15 protein-coding genes and 2 other annotated features (1 of these 17 only partly in view) are annotated in these 16,378 nt (G+C 38.8%); all 15 genes read right to left on the reverse strand.

The window, feature by feature from the left end:
• Positions 1–130: 130 nt before the first annotated feature.
• Positions 131–3,817, reverse strand: a complete 3,687-nt coding sequence (rpoC, locus tag OPF91_RS15810) for a DNA-directed RNA polymerase subunit beta' (RefSeq protein ID WP_264989897.1) — start codon at positions 3,815–3,817, stop codon at positions 131–133.
• Positions 3,818–4,021: 204 nt separating this feature from the next.
• Positions 4,022–7,597 carry a DNA-directed RNA polymerase subunit beta gene (rpoB, locus tag OPF91_RS15815; RefSeq protein WP_264989898.1) on the reverse strand — a complete coding sequence of 1,192 codons (3,576 nt, stop codon included), beginning with the start codon at positions 7,595–7,597 and terminating at the stop codon, positions 4,022–4,024.
• A 240-nt stretch (positions 7,598–7,837) separates the two neighbouring features.
• Positions 7,838–8,440 (reverse strand): class I SAM-dependent methyltransferase, encoded by a 603-nt coding sequence (locus OPF91_RS15820; protein ID WP_264989899.1) that lies wholly within the window; start codon positions 8,438–8,440, stop codon positions 7,838–7,840.
• Between the two features lie 81 nt (positions 8,441–8,521).
• The gene (gene rplL / locus OPF91_RS15825) at positions 8,522–8,881 is read right to left on the reverse strand and encodes a 50S ribosomal protein L7/L12 (protein ID WP_004233598.1); all 360 of its coding nucleotides are present in this window, start codon (positions 8,879–8,881) and stop codon (positions 8,522–8,524) included.
• A gap of 71 nt (positions 8,882–8,952) precedes the next feature.
• A complete protein-coding gene (rplJ, locus tag OPF91_RS15830) occupies positions 8,953–9,453 on the reverse strand; it encodes a 50S ribosomal protein L10 (RefSeq protein ID WP_264989900.1) in 501 nt (166 codons plus the stop codon).
• Between the two features lie 32 nt (positions 9,454–9,485).
• Positions 9,486–9,633, reverse strand: a sequence feature (ribosomal protein L10 leader region).
• A 50-nt stretch (positions 9,634–9,683) separates the two neighbouring features.
• Positions 9,684–10,382, reverse strand: coding sequence for a 50S ribosomal protein L1 (rplA, locus tag OPF91_RS15835; RefSeq protein ID WP_264989901.1), 699 nt, complete (start codon positions 10,380–10,382; stop codon positions 9,684–9,686).
• 118 nt (positions 10,383–10,500) lie between these two features.
• A complete protein-coding gene (gene rplK / locus OPF91_RS15840; RefSeq protein WP_042478596.1) occupies positions 10,501–10,926 on the reverse strand; it encodes a 50S ribosomal protein L11 in 426 nt (141 codons plus the stop codon).
• Positions 10,927–11,138: 212 nt separating this feature from the next.
• Complete coding sequence (nusG, locus tag OPF91_RS15845) at positions 11,139–11,672, reverse strand: transcription termination/antitermination protein NusG (protein WP_264989902.1); 534 nt, start codon at positions 11,670–11,672, stop codon at positions 11,139–11,141.
• 141 nt (positions 11,673–11,813) lie between these two features.
• Complete coding sequence (gene secE / locus OPF91_RS15850; RefSeq protein ID WP_264989903.1) at positions 11,814–11,999, reverse strand: preprotein translocase subunit SecE; 186 nt, start codon at positions 11,997–11,999, stop codon at positions 11,814–11,816.
• Positions 12,000–12,043: 44 nt separating this feature from the next.
• On the reverse strand, positions 12,044–12,190 hold the full coding sequence (gene rpmG / locus OPF91_RS15855) for a 50S ribosomal protein L33 (protein WP_264989904.1): 147 nt from the start codon (positions 12,188–12,190) through the stop codon (positions 12,044–12,046).
• A gap of 113 nt (positions 12,191–12,303) precedes the next feature.
• Positions 12,304–12,951 (reverse strand): RNA polymerase sporulation sigma factor SigH, encoded by a 648-nt coding sequence (gene sigH, locus OPF91_RS15860; RefSeq protein WP_264989905.1) that lies wholly within the window; start codon positions 12,949–12,951, stop codon positions 12,304–12,306.
• Positions 12,952–13,019: 68 nt separating this feature from the next.
• The gene (locus OPF91_RS15865) at positions 13,020–13,532 is read right to left on the reverse strand and encodes an NYN domain-containing protein (protein WP_264989906.1); all 513 of its coding nucleotides are present in this window, start codon (positions 13,530–13,532) and stop codon (positions 13,020–13,022) included.
• Between the two features lie 2 nt (positions 13,533–13,534).
• Positions 13,535–14,287 carry a 23S rRNA (guanosine(2251)-2'-O)-methyltransferase RlmB gene (gene rlmB / locus OPF91_RS15870; RefSeq protein WP_264989907.1) on the reverse strand — a complete coding sequence of 251 codons (753 nt, stop codon included), beginning with the start codon at positions 14,285–14,287 and terminating at the stop codon, positions 13,535–13,537.
• On the reverse strand, positions 14,284–14,706 hold the full coding sequence (locus OPF91_RS15875; RefSeq protein WP_309297445.1) for a Mini-ribonuclease 3: 423 nt from the start codon (positions 14,704–14,706) through the stop codon (positions 14,284–14,286). The genes rlmB and OPF91_RS15875 overlap by 4 nt, the downstream gene beginning before the upstream one ends.
• Positions 14,707–14,711: 5 nt before the next feature.
• Positions 14,712–16,112 carry a cysteine--tRNA ligase gene (cysS, locus tag OPF91_RS15880; protein WP_264989909.1) on the reverse strand — a complete coding sequence of 467 codons (1,401 nt, stop codon included), beginning with the start codon at positions 16,110–16,112 and terminating at the stop codon, positions 14,712–14,714.
• Between the two features lie 65 nt (positions 16,113–16,177).
• Positions 16,178–16,378 (reverse strand) — a binding site (T-box leader) (it continues 17 nt past the right edge of the window).

Consider the following 16,378-nt stretch of genomic DNA (forward strand, 5'->3'; position numbering starts at 1 on the left):
CATATCCTCCGAAGTATAGACAGTTAACTATCAACCTTCAATATATTATCATTACTAATTTCAACTGTCAACTAAATATATAAAAAAATCCAAAGAGATGCATAAAGCACATCTCTTTGGGTTTGATGTTTTATTCAGCGGATACAAAATCCTCTGTGTCTAATTCGTCTTTTTCAATACGAATTTGACGGTAACGTTGCATACCAGTACCTGCTGGAACAAGTTTACCGATAATAACATTTTCTTTTAAGCCTAGAAGTTCATCACGCTTACCTTTAATTGCTGCATCTGTTAACACACGTGTTGTTTCTTGGAATGATGCGGCAGATAAGAATGACTCTGTTTCAAGAGAAGCTTTTGTAATACCAAGGATAACTGGACGACATGTTGCAGGTGTTTTTCCATTTAGCACTGCATCCATATTTGCTTCTTTAAATTGGTGAATGTCTAGTAATGAGCCTGGTAATAATTCTGTATCACCAGCTTCAATCACACGCACTTTACGAAGCATTTGGCGAACCATTACTTCGATATGCTTGTCACCAATTTCTACCCCTTGCATACGATATACTTTTTGAACTTCTTTTAATAAATATTCTTGAACAGTCGAAACGTCTTTAACTTTTAGTAACTGCTTCGGATCGATAGAACCTTCTGTTAAAACTTGACCACGTTCAATACTATCACCTTCAACCACTTTTAAACGTGCGTTGTAAGGTGCTTGATATTTACGTGTTTCGACGTCACCTTGAATTGTAATTTCTTTTAGGCCTTCACGAATTTCTGTGATATCTGAAACAGTACCTGCGATTTCGGAAATAACCGATTGACCTTTTGGATTACGTGCTTCAAAAATCTCTTGGATACGTGGAAGACCTTGTGTAATATCATCACCAGCAACCCCACCTGTGTGGAATGTACGCATCGTTAACTGTGTACCAGGTTCACCAATTGATTGGGCTGCAATAATTCCTACTGCTTCCCCAACTTCAACTTCTTCACCTGTTGCTAGGTTCATACCATAACATTTTTTACATACGCCATGTTTTGTATTACATGTGAAGGCTGAACGGATTGTTACTTCCTCAATACCAGCATCGATAATAGCACGAGCTACATCTTGGTCGATTAAGCCATCTTTCGCTAAAATCACTTCACCTGTTGTAGGGTGCAGAATTGTTTTCTTCGTATGACGACCTACAATACGCTCATCTAACGCTTCGATTAACTCTGTACCTTCCATTAAAGCGCCAATCGTTAAACCACGGTCAGTGCCACAGTCATCTTCACGCACGATAACATCCTGTGCAACGTCAACAAGACGACGTGTTAAGTAACCAGAGTCAGCTGTTTTTAGGGCTGTATCGGCAAGACCTTTACGAGCACCGTGAGTAGAGATAAAGTACTCTAATACCGTTAAACCTTCACGGAATGAAGATTTGATTGGTAACTCAATGATACGACCAGCTGGGTTGGCCATCAGACCACGCATCCCTGCTAATTGCGTAAAGTTAGATGCGTTACCACGAGCACCAGAGTCAGACATCATGAAGATTGGGTTTGTTTTCTCAAGCGATTTCATTAGTTTTGCTTGGATTTCATCTTTGGCAGCACTCCAACTTGAAATAACACGGTCATAACGCTCATCTTCTGTGATGAAACCACGACGGAATTGTGCTTGAACTTTATCTACTTTTTCTTGCGCTACTGCTAAAATTTCACCTTTATCTGGTAATACTACGATATCGGATACACCTACTGTAATACCAGCACGTGTTGAATATTGGAATCCAAGGTTTTTCATGCGGTCAAGCATTTTAGACGTTTCTGTAATGTGATAACGTTTAAAGACCTCTGCGATGATATTACCTAAGAATTTTTTACGGAATGGGTTTACAACTGGCATTGAAGCAAAGTTTTTACGCAACACAGCTGTACGCTGTGCATCTGCTTTACCTTTTTCATCAAGTCCATTGTAAGCCGCATCTGCTTCAAGCTCTTTTAATGTTTCTGCATCAATCACTAAATTCGCAAAATACTTACTTGGTGTTTCTTGTTCCAAGTTAAAGTCAGTTGGCTCGTTAATATATGGGAATGATCTTGGTAAGATTTCATTAAAGATCACTTTCCCAACCGTTGTTAATAAGAACATATTATTCTGTTCTTCTGTAAACGTTGGGTTATTTAGTGAGCCAGCTTTAATTGCAATTCTTGTATGCAGATGGACATGTCCTGTATCATAAGCCACTAATACTTCATTAGGACCATAGAAAACAGAGCCTTCCCCACGAGCATCTTCACGCTCAAGTGTTAAGTAATAGTTTCCTAATACCATATCTTGAGAAGGTGTTACAACTGGCTTACCATCTTTCGGGTTCAAGATGTTTTGAGCAGCAAGCATTAATAATCGAGCTTCTGCTTGTGCTTCAGCTGATAATGGTACGTGTACCGCCATTTGGTCACCATCGAAGTCCGCATTATACGCCGTACATACTAATGGATGCAGACGAATTGCACGTCCTTCTACTAATGTTGGCTCAAACGCTTGAATACCTAGACGGTGAAGCGTTGGTGCACGGTTTAATAGTACTGGATGCTCACGAATAACATCTTCTAAAACGTCCCATACATCGTTGTTTAAACGTTCGATTTTACGTTTTGCTGATTTAATATTATGCGCAAGACCACGCTCTACTAATTCTTTCATTACGAAAGGTTTAAATAACTCAATAGCCATTTCTTTTGGTAAACCACATTGGTACATTTTTAAGTTTGGACCTACTACGATAACGGAACGACCAGAGTAGTCCACACGTTTACCTAATAGATTTTGACGGAAACGACCTTGTTTACCTTTTAGCATGTGTGACAATGATTTCAATGGACGGTTACCAGGACCTGTTACAGGACGACCACGACGACCATTATCAATCAACGCATCAACAGCTTCTTGTAGCATACGTTTTTCATTTTGCACGATAATATTCGGTGCACCAAGATCTAATAAACGTTTTAAACGATTATTACGGTTGATAACACGACGATATAAATCATTTAAGTCTGAAGTGGCAAAACGTCCACCATCTAATTGCACCATTGGACGAAGCTCTGGTGGAATAACTGGTAGTACATCTAAAATCATCCACTCTGGAGAGTTGCCTGAGTTACGGAATGATTCTACTACTTCAAGACGTTTAATAGCACGTGTACGACGTTGACCTTGTGCTGATTTTAACTCTTCTTTTAAAGAATATGTTTCATCTTCAAGGTCAATATTAGCTAATAATTTTTTAATCGCTTCTGCACCCATTGATGCTTCAAATGAAGTACCAAATTTTTCACGATATGCACGGTATTCTTTTTCAGAAAGTAATTGCTTGCTTTCCAAGTTTGTTGCACCTGGATCAATAACAACATAAGAAGCGAAGTAAATAACTTCTTCCAATGCACGTGGAGACATATCTAAAATAAGACCCATACGGCTTGGAATTCCTTTGAAATACCAAATATGCGAAACTGGTGCTGCTAATTCGATATGCCCCATGCGTTCACGACGAACTTTAGCACGTGTTACTTCAACACCACAACGGTCACAAACGACACCTTTGTAGCGTACTCGTTTGTATTTACCACAGTGACATTCCCAATCTTTTGTAGGACCAAAAATGCGCTCGCAGAATAAGCCATCTTTTTCAGGCTTTAACGTACGGTAGTTAATTGTTTCAGGTTTTTTGACTTCACCATATGACCAAGAACGAATCTTGTCAGGAGATGCTAAACCAATCTTCATATATTCAAATTCATTAACGTCTATCAAGGAGCCTACCTCCCTCTAGTATAGGTCTTTATAAAGACTCTTTTTACGCAGCTCGACAATCGTTTGTAAAGAATAAGCTCTTTAACAAAGGATTAAAATAGAATAATTTATTGAAAGAAAAAGCCGAGCAGGGCGTTAAATCCTGCCCGGCTAATTTGAAAAATAAGTTTTGCCATATTCACAGCTGTGAATTTTGGTTATCCATTATTCAAAAGACTCTACTGGCTCTTCTTCTGTATCTGGCTGTGGTGCAATATTAAGTGCATCTGCTGGCTGAAGATCATCTTCTTCATCTAAATCACGAAGCTCGACTTCTTCATCATTCACTGTCAGCATTTTCACATCCATACCAAGAGATTGCAATTCTTTAATTAATACTTTGAATGATTCTGGAACACCTGGCTCTGGTACACTTTCTCCTTTAACGATAGCCTCGTATGTTTTCACACGACCTACAACATCATCGGATTTCACTGTTAAAATTTCTTGTAACGTATAAGCTGCACCATATGCTTCAAGTGCCCAAACCTCCATCTCACCAAAACGTTGACCACCGAATTGTGCTTTACCACCAAGCGGTTGTTGCGTTACTAATGAGTATGGTCCTGTTGAACGAGCATGTAATTTATCATCAACCATGTGCGCAAGTTTAATCATATACATGACACCTACTGATACACGGTTATCAAATGGTTCACCTGAGCGTCCATCATACAGGATTGTTTTACCATCACGGTTCATGCCTGCTTCTTCCATTGTTTCCCATACATCTTCTTCGTTCGCACCATCGAATACTGGTGTCGCCATATGAACACCTAAAGAACGTGCAGCCATACCTAAGTGTAGCTCTAAAACTTGTCCGATATTCATACGTGAAGGTACACCAAGTGGGTTTAACATGATATCAACAGGTGTTCCATCTGGCATAAATGGCATATCTTCTTCAGGTAAGATACGAGAGATAACCCCTTTGTTACCATGACGTCCAGCCATTTTGTCCCCAACACGAATTTTACGTTTTTGAACAATATATGCACGTACTAATTGGTTAACACCTGGTGGTAATTCATCGCCATCTTCACGATTAAATACTTTGACATCAAGGATGATACCGCCAGCACCATGTGGTACACGTAATGATGTATCACGTACTTCACGAGCTTTTTCACCAAAGATTGCATGTAATAAGCGTTCTTCAGCTGTTAACTCTGTAACCCCTTTAGGCGTTACTTTCCCCACAAGAATATCGCCGTCACGTACTTCCGCACCGATGCGAATAATACCACGTTCGTCTAAGTTACGAAGTGCATCTTCCCCAACGTTTGGAATATCACGAGTGATTTCCTCTGGTCCTAATTTTGTATCACGAGATTCTGATTCATATTCTTCAATATGAACAGATGTATAAACATCGTCTTTCACAAGGCGCTCACTCATAATAACAGCATCCTCATAGTTAAAGCCATTCCAAGTCATGAATGCAACAAGTACGTTACGTCCAAGAGCTAGCTCACCTTTTTCCATTGATGGACCATCTGCTAAAATATCACGAGGTTTCACACGATCTCCAACTTTTACAAGTGGTCTTTGATTGTATGATGTACCTTGGTTTGAACGAATGAATTTTTGTAATTTATATTTTGTTAAATCGCCTTTAACTTCCTTGCCATCGACTGTTTCAATACGGCGAACATGAATTGTACGAGCTTCAACATGCTCTACAATACCGTCATACTTCGCTACGACAGCCGCACCTGAGTCACGCGCATCAACATGTTCCATACCTGTACCAACAAATGGTGCTTCTGGGTTAAGAAGTGGAACTGCTTGACGTTGCATGTTGGCACCCATAAGTGCACGGTTAGAGTCATCATTTTCTAAGAATGGAATACATGCAGTGGCAGCAGATACTACCTGCTTCGGTGATACATCCATATAGTCGATAACATCACGCTTAAATACTGTATTATCACCACGGAAACGTCCTACAACTTCTTCGTTGGCAAAAGCTCCATCAGCTGTTAAAACAGAATTCGCTTGCGCTACCACATAGTTATCTTCTTCATCAGCTGTTAAGTAATCAATTTGTTCCGTCACTCTTCCTGTTTCAGGATCAATACGACGGTATGGCGTTTCAATAAAGCCAAATTTATTTACTTTCGCAAATGAAGATAATGAGTTAATTAACCCGATGTTTGGTCCCTCTGGCGTTTCAATCGGACACATACGACCATAGTGAGAATAGTGAACGTCACGTACTTCAAAGCCAGCACGTTCACGTGTTAAACCACCAGGCCCTAATGCAGATAGACGACGTTTGTGCGTTAATTCTGCTAATGGGTTTGTTTGGTCCATGAATTGTGATAATTGTGAACTACCAAAGAACTCTTTAATTGACGCAATTACTGGACGAATATTAATCAATTGCTGTGGTACGATTGCAGCAGTATCATTAATAGACATACGCTCACGTACAACACGTTCCATACGAGATAAACCAATACGGAATTGATTTTGTAATAATTCACCAACAGAACGTAAGCGACGATTTCCTAAATGGTCAATATCATCTGTTGCTCCTACTTGATAAAGCAGATTGAAGAAATAACTTACAGATGCTAAAACATCAGCAGGTGTAATATTTTTCACTTCTTCGTCAATGTATGCATTGCCGATAATGTTAATTTCTTTTTGTGCTTCATCTTTTGGTGCATAAATTTTAATAGATTGGATTGTCACATCGTCTTCCAATACACCACCAACTTGTGATAGCTTACGGTAACCGATACCTTTCGATGAATCCTCTAAGTAAGGTAAAATCTTGTCTAATGTACGACGATCAAGAACTGTACCTTTTTCTACTAAAATTTCGCCTGTTTCTGGGTCTACAAGCGTTTCAGCAATCGTTTGATTAAATAAACGATTTTTGATGTGTAGCTTTTTGTTCATTTTATAACGACCAACATTCGCTAAATCATAGCGTTTTGCATCAAAGAAGCGAGAATATAGTAAGCTCTTTGCACTTTCTACTGTTGGTGGCTCACCTGGACGTAAACGTTCATAGATTTCTAAAAGTGCCTTTTCAGTACTTTCAGAGTTATCTTTTTCTAATGTATTACGCAAGTATTCGTTATCCCCGATAATATCGATAATTTCTTGGTCAGAACCAAAGCCTAATGCACGAAGCAATACTGTCGCTGGTAGTTTACGAGTACGGTCAATACGCACATACACTACATCCTTGGCATCAGTTTCATATTCTAACCACGCACCGCGGTTTGGAATAACTGTTGCTCCGAAGCCTTTTTTACCATTTTTATCTGTTTTATCATGGAAATATACACTTGGTGAACGAACTAATTGTGAAACGATAACACGTTCAGCACCATTGATAATGAACGTACCTGTTTCTGTCATTAATGGGAAATCACCCATAAATACATCTTGTTCTTTTACTTCATCAGTTTCTTTGTTGTAAAGACGCACTTTCACACGTAATGGAGCTGCGTAAGTAACATCACGTTCTTTACATTCATCGACATCATATTTAGGCTCACCTAATGAATAATCGATAAATTCTAATGAAAGATTACCTGTAAAGTCCTCGATAGGCGAAATGTCATGAAACATTTCACGTAAACCTTCTTCAAGGAACCACTCATAAGACGCCGTTTGAATCTCAATCAGATTTGGAAGCTCAAGCACCTCGTTAATACGCGCAAAGCTTCTACGCTGGCGGTGTTGTCCATACTGAACTAGTTGACCTGTCAACTCATTCACCCCTCAATAAAGCGATATTAGGTCTTTGCAAAAACATACAAATAGTGTATGCTGTCGAAAGACAAAAAGAAAACGAGTCTTCAAAAGATCTCATTTTCGGTTAACTAAACTTATCTTGGCAAGTATACCCATATTAAAAGAATTATATACAAAAGGGCATACGACCTCAAAATAATATTTTTGCATTTTATTATGTTATCATAGCCAATTTGTCAAGTCAATATTTTATACATATTTCGTTTATTTTTTTGCACGAACAATCCAATATCCCTTTTTCTTTTCTACGATATCGACTGTCTCATACTTTTCTTCTAAGTAATTTACTGTCGACGGTGCACCTTGCTTCTTTTGTATCACTACCCACAGCTCACCAGAAGGCATCAATTTATCATATGCTTCATCATAAAAACGAAAAATGGTTTCTTTTCCTGCACGAATTGGAGGATTTGTTAAAATAGCTGCCGCCTGTATATCTTCAGCAACCGCTGATAGTCCGTCACTTACAAATATGCGTACATTTTGAACACCGTTGACTTGTGCATTTTTTTGCGCTAATGCGACAGCTCTTTCATTAATATCCATCATCCAAACTGCACGTTCTGGATGTGCCTTAGCCAATGATAATCCGATTGGCCCGTACCCACAGCCCACATCAAACACAGCTCCTGCAATAGCAGGCATTTCAAACGTATCTATTAACACACGGGATCCAAAATCTACTTCGCTTTTACTAAACACGCCCGAGTCTGTTTCAAAAGAAAATGTGTAACCCAACAAATCAAATGTCCAGTGTCGAGGCTTACTTTCAGCTTGAGGTTTATTTGTATAATAATGATCTGACATATCTACGCCTACCTCCTTTAAATAGAAGAAAAAAGCTCGCCAAAATGACGAGCTTTCTTTTTTGTTTGAAGTAACGTAAAATTACTTAACTTCTACAGATGCGCCAACTTCTTCAAGTTTAGCTTTGATTTCTTCAGCTTCATCTTTAGAAACACCTTCTTTAAGAGCTTTAGGAGCGTTATCTACTACTTCTTTAGCTTCTTTAAGACCTAAACCAGTGATTTCACGAACCACTTTGATTACTTTAATTTTTTCTGCACCAGCAGATGCTAATACTACGTCAAACTCAGTTTTTTCTTCAGCAGCAGCAGCACCGCCAGCTACTACAGCTACAGGAGCCGCAGCTGTTACACCGAATTCTTCTTCGATAGCTTTTACTAAATCGTTTAATTCAAGAACTGTCATAGCTTTGATAGCTTCTAAGATTTGCTCTTTATTCATTATAATTTCCTCCTAATTGGATAATGTTTTTTTATTACGGTCATGCCGCTAGGGTGAGAACAGTTATGCGATTATGCGCCTTGTTCTTCTTTTTGTTCTGCAACAGCTTTTGTTGCAAGTGCGAAGTTACGCACTGGTGCTTGAAGTACAGATAAAAGCATAGAAAGAAGACCTTCGCGTGATGGAAGTTCTGCAAGTGCTTTAATATCTTCAGCAGAAGAAATTGTACCTTCAATAATACCTGCTTTAATTTCTAAAGCGTCATTTTTCTTAGCGAACTCGTTGATGATTTTAGCAGGAGCTACAACATCTTCATTTGAGAACGCAATTGCGTTAGGACCAACTAATACGTCGTTGATTCCTTCAAGACCAGCAACTTCAGTAGCACGACGAGTTAAAGTGTTTTTGTATACTTTGAACTCAACGCCAGCTTCACGAAGTTGTTTACGAAGTTCTGTTACTTGCGCAACGTTCAGACCACGGTAATCCACAACTACTACAGAAGCAGCGTTTTGGAATTTCTCAGTAATCTCTTGAACTTGTACTTTTTTGTTTTCGATTGCTTTGCTCATGATGACACCTCCTATTAGAATGGGTCATTTATACCGACAAAAGAAAAGCCTCTGAGCTAAATAGACACAGAGGCTGAAAGTCATCATCTTTAAAAATAAGAATCCGAATTCCGATGTCCTCGGTAGGAACATTAAGTGACAAGTCACTCCTACTGTCTACGGTACAAATGGATAATTCACAACAGCGATAATTCTATCACGTAGATAAATCACTGTCAAGAAATTTATTATTATTTTACAACTACGTTTGCAGCGTCAATTTTAACAGCTGGTCCCATTGTTGTTGTAACGTTTACAGACTTCATGTAAGTACCTTTAGCTGCTGCAGGTTTTGCTTTTTGCACTACGTCAAATACAGCTAAGAAGTTTTCTACTAATTGTTCTGTTGTGAATGAAGCTTTACCGATAGGAGCATGGATAATACCAGACTTTTCAGCACGGTATTCTACTTTACCAGCTTTGATTTCTTCGATAGCTTTTGTTACATCAAAAGTAACTGTGCCAGTTTTAGGGTTTGGCATTAAACCTTTAGGTCCTAATACACGACCAAGTTTACCAACTTCACCCATCATATCAGGAGTTGCTACGATTACGTCAAAGTCAAACCAACCTTGTTGAATTTTTTGAACGTATTCTGCATCACCAACATAGTCAGCGCCAGCTGCTTCAGCTTCTTTTAACTTTTCACCTTTAGCGAATACTAATACACGTTGAGTTTTACCAGTACCGTTTGGTAACACTACTGCACCACGGATTTGTTGGTCATTTTTACGAGTATCAATTCCTAAACGGAAAGCAACTTCTACAGTTGCATCAAAGTTTACTGTGCTAGTTTTTTGAGCAAGTTCGATTGCTTCATGTGCACTATATAGTGTATTACGATCAATTAATTTTGCTGCTTCTTGCAGTTTTTTACCTTTTTTAGCCATTATATTCTTCCTCCTTGATTGTGGTTATAGCGGATTTTACCTCCCACGAATAAAGGTTGCGCGTTCACAAAGAAACTCCGCAACCTTCCAAAAACAAAACATCATCAAGTAACAGGGATTAGTCTTCGATAACAATACCCATGCTTCGTGCAGTACCTTCAACCATTAACATAGCAGCTTCTACTGAAGCAGCGTTAAGGTCTGGCATTTTTTGTTCAGCGATTTCGCGAACTTTATCACGTTTAACCGTTGCCACTTTTTTACGGTTTGGTTCACCAGATCCAGATTGGATACCAGCTGCTACTTTAAGTAGAACTGCTGCAGGTGGAGTTTTTGTAATGAAAGTGAAAGAACGGTCCTCGAATACTGAAATTTCTACTGGAATAATAAGACCAGCTTGATCAGCAGTACGCGCATTGAATTCTTTACAGAATCCCATGATATTCACACCTGCTTGACCTAATGCAGGACCAACTGGTGGAGCTGGATTCGCTTTACCAGCAGGGATTTGAAGTTTTACAACTTTAATAACTTTTTTAGCCACGAGACACACCTCCTTAAGTCCGTGATGTGGTAACTGGGTTGCCCCTCCCACTCAAATATCTGTCTGTCAGCTACTTGCCGATAACATTAAAATTATCATTGCAGACATCAAAACAAAGTATGATAGTCTGACCTATGAAATAATACCACTTTTATTTTTTTAAAGCAAGTGGTAATTAACAAAATTTGCGAAACACCTATACAAATTTATCTTTAAATCTTTTGAATTTGTTCAAAATCAAGTTCCATAATCGTTTCTCGCCCAAACATATCTACAGATACTTTCACTTTTCCTTTTTCCGTGTCTATTTCTTCTACACGGCCTTGGAAATGTGCAAATGGCCCTTCTAATACTTCAACCGCTTCGCCAATTGTAATATCCACTTCAACCACTTTTTCTGTCATGCCCATTTGTTGTAATAGGCGATCCACTTCTTCTGGTAATAATGGCGTTGGCTTTGCACCACCACCAGACGAACCAATGAATCCTGTTACACCTGGCGTATTACGGACAACATACCATGAATCATCTGTCATAATTAACTCTACTAAAACATACCCTGGGAATACCTTACGCATCATTGTACGTTTTTTACCGTCTTTCATTTCTGTTTCCTCATGCTCTGGCACGATTACACGGAAAATCTTATCTTGCATCCCCATTGTTTCTACACGTTTTTCTAAGTTCGCTTTTACACGATTTTCATACCCTGAATAAGTATGAACAACATACCAATTTTTCTCCATAACTATTAGGACTCCTCCTTAGCAACTAAATGTTACATAACCTTCCTAAACTCTACATTCTATTTTACAAAGCAAACGAAAAAACCCGTTTATTATAATGACGGGCTATTTTCAAAGATATTCACATGATACTACTGACTATTATAAATCTAAGAACCAGCGGAATAAAGAAGAAATACCTAAGTCAGTTAACACAAAAAATATAGCCATAACAACAACAGTTGCAATAACAACAGTCGTGTACTTTGTTAGCTCTTTACTTTTTGGCCAGCTTGTCTTGCGCATTTCCGACATTACATCGCTGAAAAAGCTTTTAATCTTGCCCATTTTAGCTTAACCCCCGAATCAACTTATCTATTCACAAATATATCTCATAGCGTTTGTTTATGCACTGTATGCTCATTACAATGCGAGCAAAATTTTTTTAATGTGAGACGTTCTGTTGAACCTTCCTTTGCGGGGACGGTATAATTTCGTGAACCACATTTCTCACAGTTAAGTACGACTTTTTTTGCCATATAATCACCTTTTCGGCACTTTGTCTTTTAAAGACTAACACCTATATTTCTCAATGTCAACAATGCTCTTGCTGTTGCGAAAGCGAAGCGACAGCAAAAAGCGCTGAACATCCCTATAAGATTTCTTCTAGCACCAGATGCCTCTCTAATTTACGCTTCACGCGCTGTAATGCATTATCAATAGATTTAACATGGCGATTCAATGTTGCTGAAATTTCATGATAAGATTGACCGTCAAGATAGAGTGCTAACACTTGTAGCTCTAGCTCACTCAAAATCTCACCCATCTTCTCTTCCAAATAGCCAAACTCTTCTCTATGAATAATTAACTCCTCTGGATCATCCATCGGTGCGCCTGTTAGTACGTCCATTAATGTACGATCAGATTCTTCATCATAAATAGGTTTGTCTAAAGATACATAAGAATTTAAAGGGATATGCTTTTGCCTTGTCGCCGTTTTAATAGCGGTAATAATTTGTCTGGTAATACATAATTCCGCAAAAGCTCGAAAAGACGCCAATTTATCTCCTTTAAAGTCACGAATTGCTTTATATAAACCAATCATACCTTCTTGTACAATATCTTCCTTATCGGCACCGATTAAAAAATAAGATTTCGCCTTAGCTCTTACTAATAAACGATATTTGGTAATTAAAAAATCTAACGCATCTGTATTACCTCGATGCACCATTTCAACAAGCTCTTCATCATTAAATAGTTCAAAATTTTGTGCTACTTGTATCGGATTACTTTTAATCATGGTATCACCTCAGCCATCACAGATAATTAGGAACAGTATAACGGACTTCAAAAATGTGCGTCAATGAATCATTTTAAACCCCGACGCCATTTTTCAAACATCAAAGCAACGTCAGGTTTTAACTCTATACGAGAAGGTGGCTTGTCCTCTTGCTTCCCCTTCACATCATGTGTAATTCTATGTTGAATAATGCCTACATCAATTTCTAGCTCTCTTGCTGACTTTCGCAAAGCACCATTACCAAAAATCACACTTTGTTCTGCCATATCCGAGGTTGCTACATGAATTTGTACATTTCTAGCTTTTAAGTCCCTCGTCATTTTTTCAATGCGCTCATCTGCCGTCTCATTTTTTCGTGTATAGATGACTTCAACGTCATTTTCAATATACGTTTGTTCAACACCTGGTACAAGATGCGCATCAAAAACGATAATAACACGCCACCCCATTGTTGCTTTGTATTCTGCCATCAACTCGATCAGCCTTCTACGTGCATCTTCAAAATTTGTATCTCGTAATGGGCGTAACTCTTTCCAGGCGCCAATCATATTATAGCCGTCAACAAGCAAAATATTTTGCATTTTTACTCATTCGCTTCTTGACGTTTACGATACACTTCATACATTAAGAGTGCAGCAGCAACAGAGGCATTCAATGATGTAACATGTCCCACCATTGGCAAATGATAAAGGAAATCACATTTTTCTTTTAATAAACGCCCCATCCCTTTTCCTTCACTACCAATAATCAAAGCAAGTGGCAACGTAGCGTCCATTTTACGATAATCCGCAGAACCCTTTGCATCTGTCCCTGCAATCCATACACCGCGCTCTTTTAATTCATCGACTGTTTGGGCAAGATTGTTTACTCGTACAACAGGTACATGCTCAATTGCCCCCGTTGAAGCCTTTGCAACAACAGCCGTTAAGCTAACAGAACGACGCTTTGGTATAATAATACCATGTGCACCAATTGCATCGGCTGTTCGCATAATAGAACCAAGATTATGTGGATCTTCAAGCTCATCTAAAATCAAAAAAAATGGATCTTCTTGCTTTTGTGTTGCTACTGCAAATAAATCCTCTAGCTCCGCATAGCTATACGCTGCAACAGAGGCTACAATACCTTGGTGATTCGCACTTGATAACTGATCGACCTTTTTCTTTGGCACAAATTGTACAATGATGCCACGTTCCCTCGCTAAATCAAGTAGCTCATTAATTCCTGATTTTTTTACCCCTTCTGCAATCCACACTTTATTCATGTCACGGCCTGATCGTAGTGCTTCTAACACAGGATTTTTTCCAGCAATCATTTCACCATTTTGTTCTGTCATGAATTCGTCACTCCTTTCGTTTCATCAATAATTTGAATCGCATATGCAATAATTTCATAGACACGCTCTAGTTCATTTACTAAATATAAGTTGCCTAGTATCGCTTCAAAGCCTGAGCTATTACGATATGTTTGTACATCTGTATTTTTTGGAACAGAGCCAGATTTGGCATTGCGTCCACGGCGGAACACAGCCAACTCCTCCTCTGTTAAAAAGTTTTCATCCATCATGCGATAAACAATCATCGACTGCGCTTTTGCCGATACATAGCGTGTTGCCTCTCGATGCAATATGTTTGGCTTTACACGACCTGTGCGCAGTAAATGCTCACGTACTTTTTGCTCAAGAACAGCATCTCCCATATAAGCTAGTGCTAGCGCATTCAGTTGTTTTACATCTTCATTACGAAGTTTATCCACATTCCTTACCCTCGTTTCCATCTAGTTCCTTGGCGTGTATCCTCTAAAATAATACCTTGCGCTTGTAAATGGTCCCGAATTTCATCTGAACGAGCAAAATCGCGATTTTTACGTGCCTCAACACGCTCCTGCAACAATGCCTCAATCTCTTCGTCCAACAGTTCTTCTTCTTTAACAAACTCAATACCTAAGACGTCACCAATTGCCTCAAAGGTTTCGACAAATTTCTCTAATACTGCTGCATTTGTATTTACTTCGTTTAAATAAATATTAGCAATACGAGCTAATTCAAATAATACTGAAATCGCATTTGCTGTATTAAAATCATCATCCATCGCTTCTTCAAAAGCTGTTTTTTGCGCAGCAATCTGTTCAAACCATTGTGCTGAATCCTCACCTAAATTCGCTGTTGCTGTCAAACGGTGCTTCACATTGTGATAAGCTGTACGAATTCGCTCCAAGCCAGCCGCAGCCGCATCTACTAAATCTTTGGCAAAATTAATTGGATGACGATAATGCACAGATAGCATAAAGAAACGCAAAATTTGTGGGTCAATTTGCTTTCGGATATCATTGACAAGTATAAAGTTGCCCAGAGATTTAGACATTTTTTCATTATCAATATTAATATAGCCATTATGCATCCAATAACGAGCGAATGTTGCATCATTATGCGCTTCTGACTGAGCAATTTCATTTTCATGATGCGGGAATGTTAAATCTTGACCGCCTGCATGTATATCAATTGTATCACCTAAATGCTCACGAGCCATAACTGAGCACTCAATATGCCAACCTGGGCGCCCTTGCCCCCAAGGACTTTCCCAAAAAATCTCGCCTGGTTTAACAGCCTTCCATAGAGCAAAATCTAAAGCATCGTCCTTTTTCTCGCCCGCTTCAATACGTGCACCGATTTTTAAATCATCCACATCTTGATGTGACAATTTACCGTAGCCATTAAATTTACGTGTACGATAGTAAACATCTCCTGCTGATTCATATGCATAGCCTTTATCAATCAACACTTGAATAAATTGAATAATATCGTCCATATGCTCTGTCACACGTGGATGAGCATCTGCCTTTTTGCATCCTAATGCTGTTACATCCTCAAAATAGGCTGCAATAAAGCGCTCCGTTAACTCATTTACTTCTTCCCCTAATTCATTAGCTGCTTTAATAATTTTATCATCAACATCTGTAAAATTAGAGACAAACTTCACCTCATAGCCACGATACTGAAGATAGCGACGCACTGTATCGTATACAATGACAGGACGTGAATTTCCGATATGAATATAATTGTAGACGGTTGGTCCGCATACATACATTTTGACCTTACCTTCTTCTAGCGGTACGAACACTTCTTTTTGACGTGTTAACGAGTTAAAAATTTGAATACTCATGGATTTTTCCCCCTCTTATATTTTATAGAAAATAAAAAAACGTCTCTATCATCCGAAAACGGTATGACAGAGACGCTAATTTGCGCGGTTCCACTCTGATTGAAGGTAAGCCCCTCCACTCTGAACGTTCTTTAACGGGAACGACTCGACAAAGCCTACTTCACTGTTCAGCTTTATGCTCAAAGGTGCATTTCTGTTTTGCCTTGGCTCAGACCACTTGCAGCCGATGATGGTCCTCTCTTTAGAGCATGCGCCACATACTTCTC

This window comes from Lysinibacillus piscis (assembly GCF_026012395.1).
In the GTDB taxonomy this organism is placed as follows: Bacteria; Bacillota; Bacilli; order Bacillales_A; family Planococcaceae; genus Lysinibacillus; species Lysinibacillus piscis.

Excerpts from the sequence above, each read along its gene's own strand:
- OPF91_RS15820 (WP_264989899.1), bottom strand. The coding sequence starts at position 8,440 with ATGTCAGATCATTATTATACAAATAAACCTCAAGCTGAAAGTAAGCCT.
- rplL (WP_004233598.1), bottom strand. The coding sequence starts at position 8,881 with ATGAATAAAGAGCAAATCTTAGAAGCTATCAAAGCTATGACAGTTCTT.
- rplJ (WP_264989900.1), bottom strand. The coding sequence starts at position 9,453 with ATGAGCAAAGCAATCGAAAACAAAAAAGTACAAGTTCAAGAGATTACT.
- rplA (WP_264989901.1), bottom strand. The coding sequence starts at position 10,382 with ATGGCTAAAAAAGGTAAAAAACTGCAAGAAGCAGCAAAATTAATTGAT.
- nusG (WP_264989902.1), bottom strand. The coding sequence starts at position 11,672 with ATGGAGAAAAATTGGTATGTTGTTCATACTTATTCAGGGTATGAAAAT.
- secE (WP_264989903.1), bottom strand. The coding sequence starts at position 11,999 with ATGGGCAAGATTAAAAGCTTTTTCAGCGATGTAATGTCGGAAATGCGC.
- rpmG (WP_264989904.1), bottom strand. The coding sequence starts at position 12,190 with ATGGCAAAAAAAGTCGTACTTAACTGTGAGAAATGTGGTTCACGAAAT.
- sigH (WP_264989905.1), bottom strand. The coding sequence starts at position 12,951 with ATGATTAAAAGTAATCCGATACAAGTAGCACAAAATTTTGAACTATTT.
- OPF91_RS15865 (WP_264989906.1), bottom strand. The coding sequence starts at position 13,532 with ATGCAAAATATTTTGCTTGTTGACGGCTATAATATGATTGGCGCCTGG.
- rlmB (WP_264989907.1), bottom strand. The coding sequence starts at position 14,287 with ATGACAGAACAAAATGGTGAAATGATTGCTGGAAAAAATCCTGTGTTA.
- cysS (WP_264989909.1), bottom strand. The coding sequence starts at position 16,112 with ATGAGTATTCAAATTTTTAACTCGTTAACACGTCAAAAAGAAGTGTTC.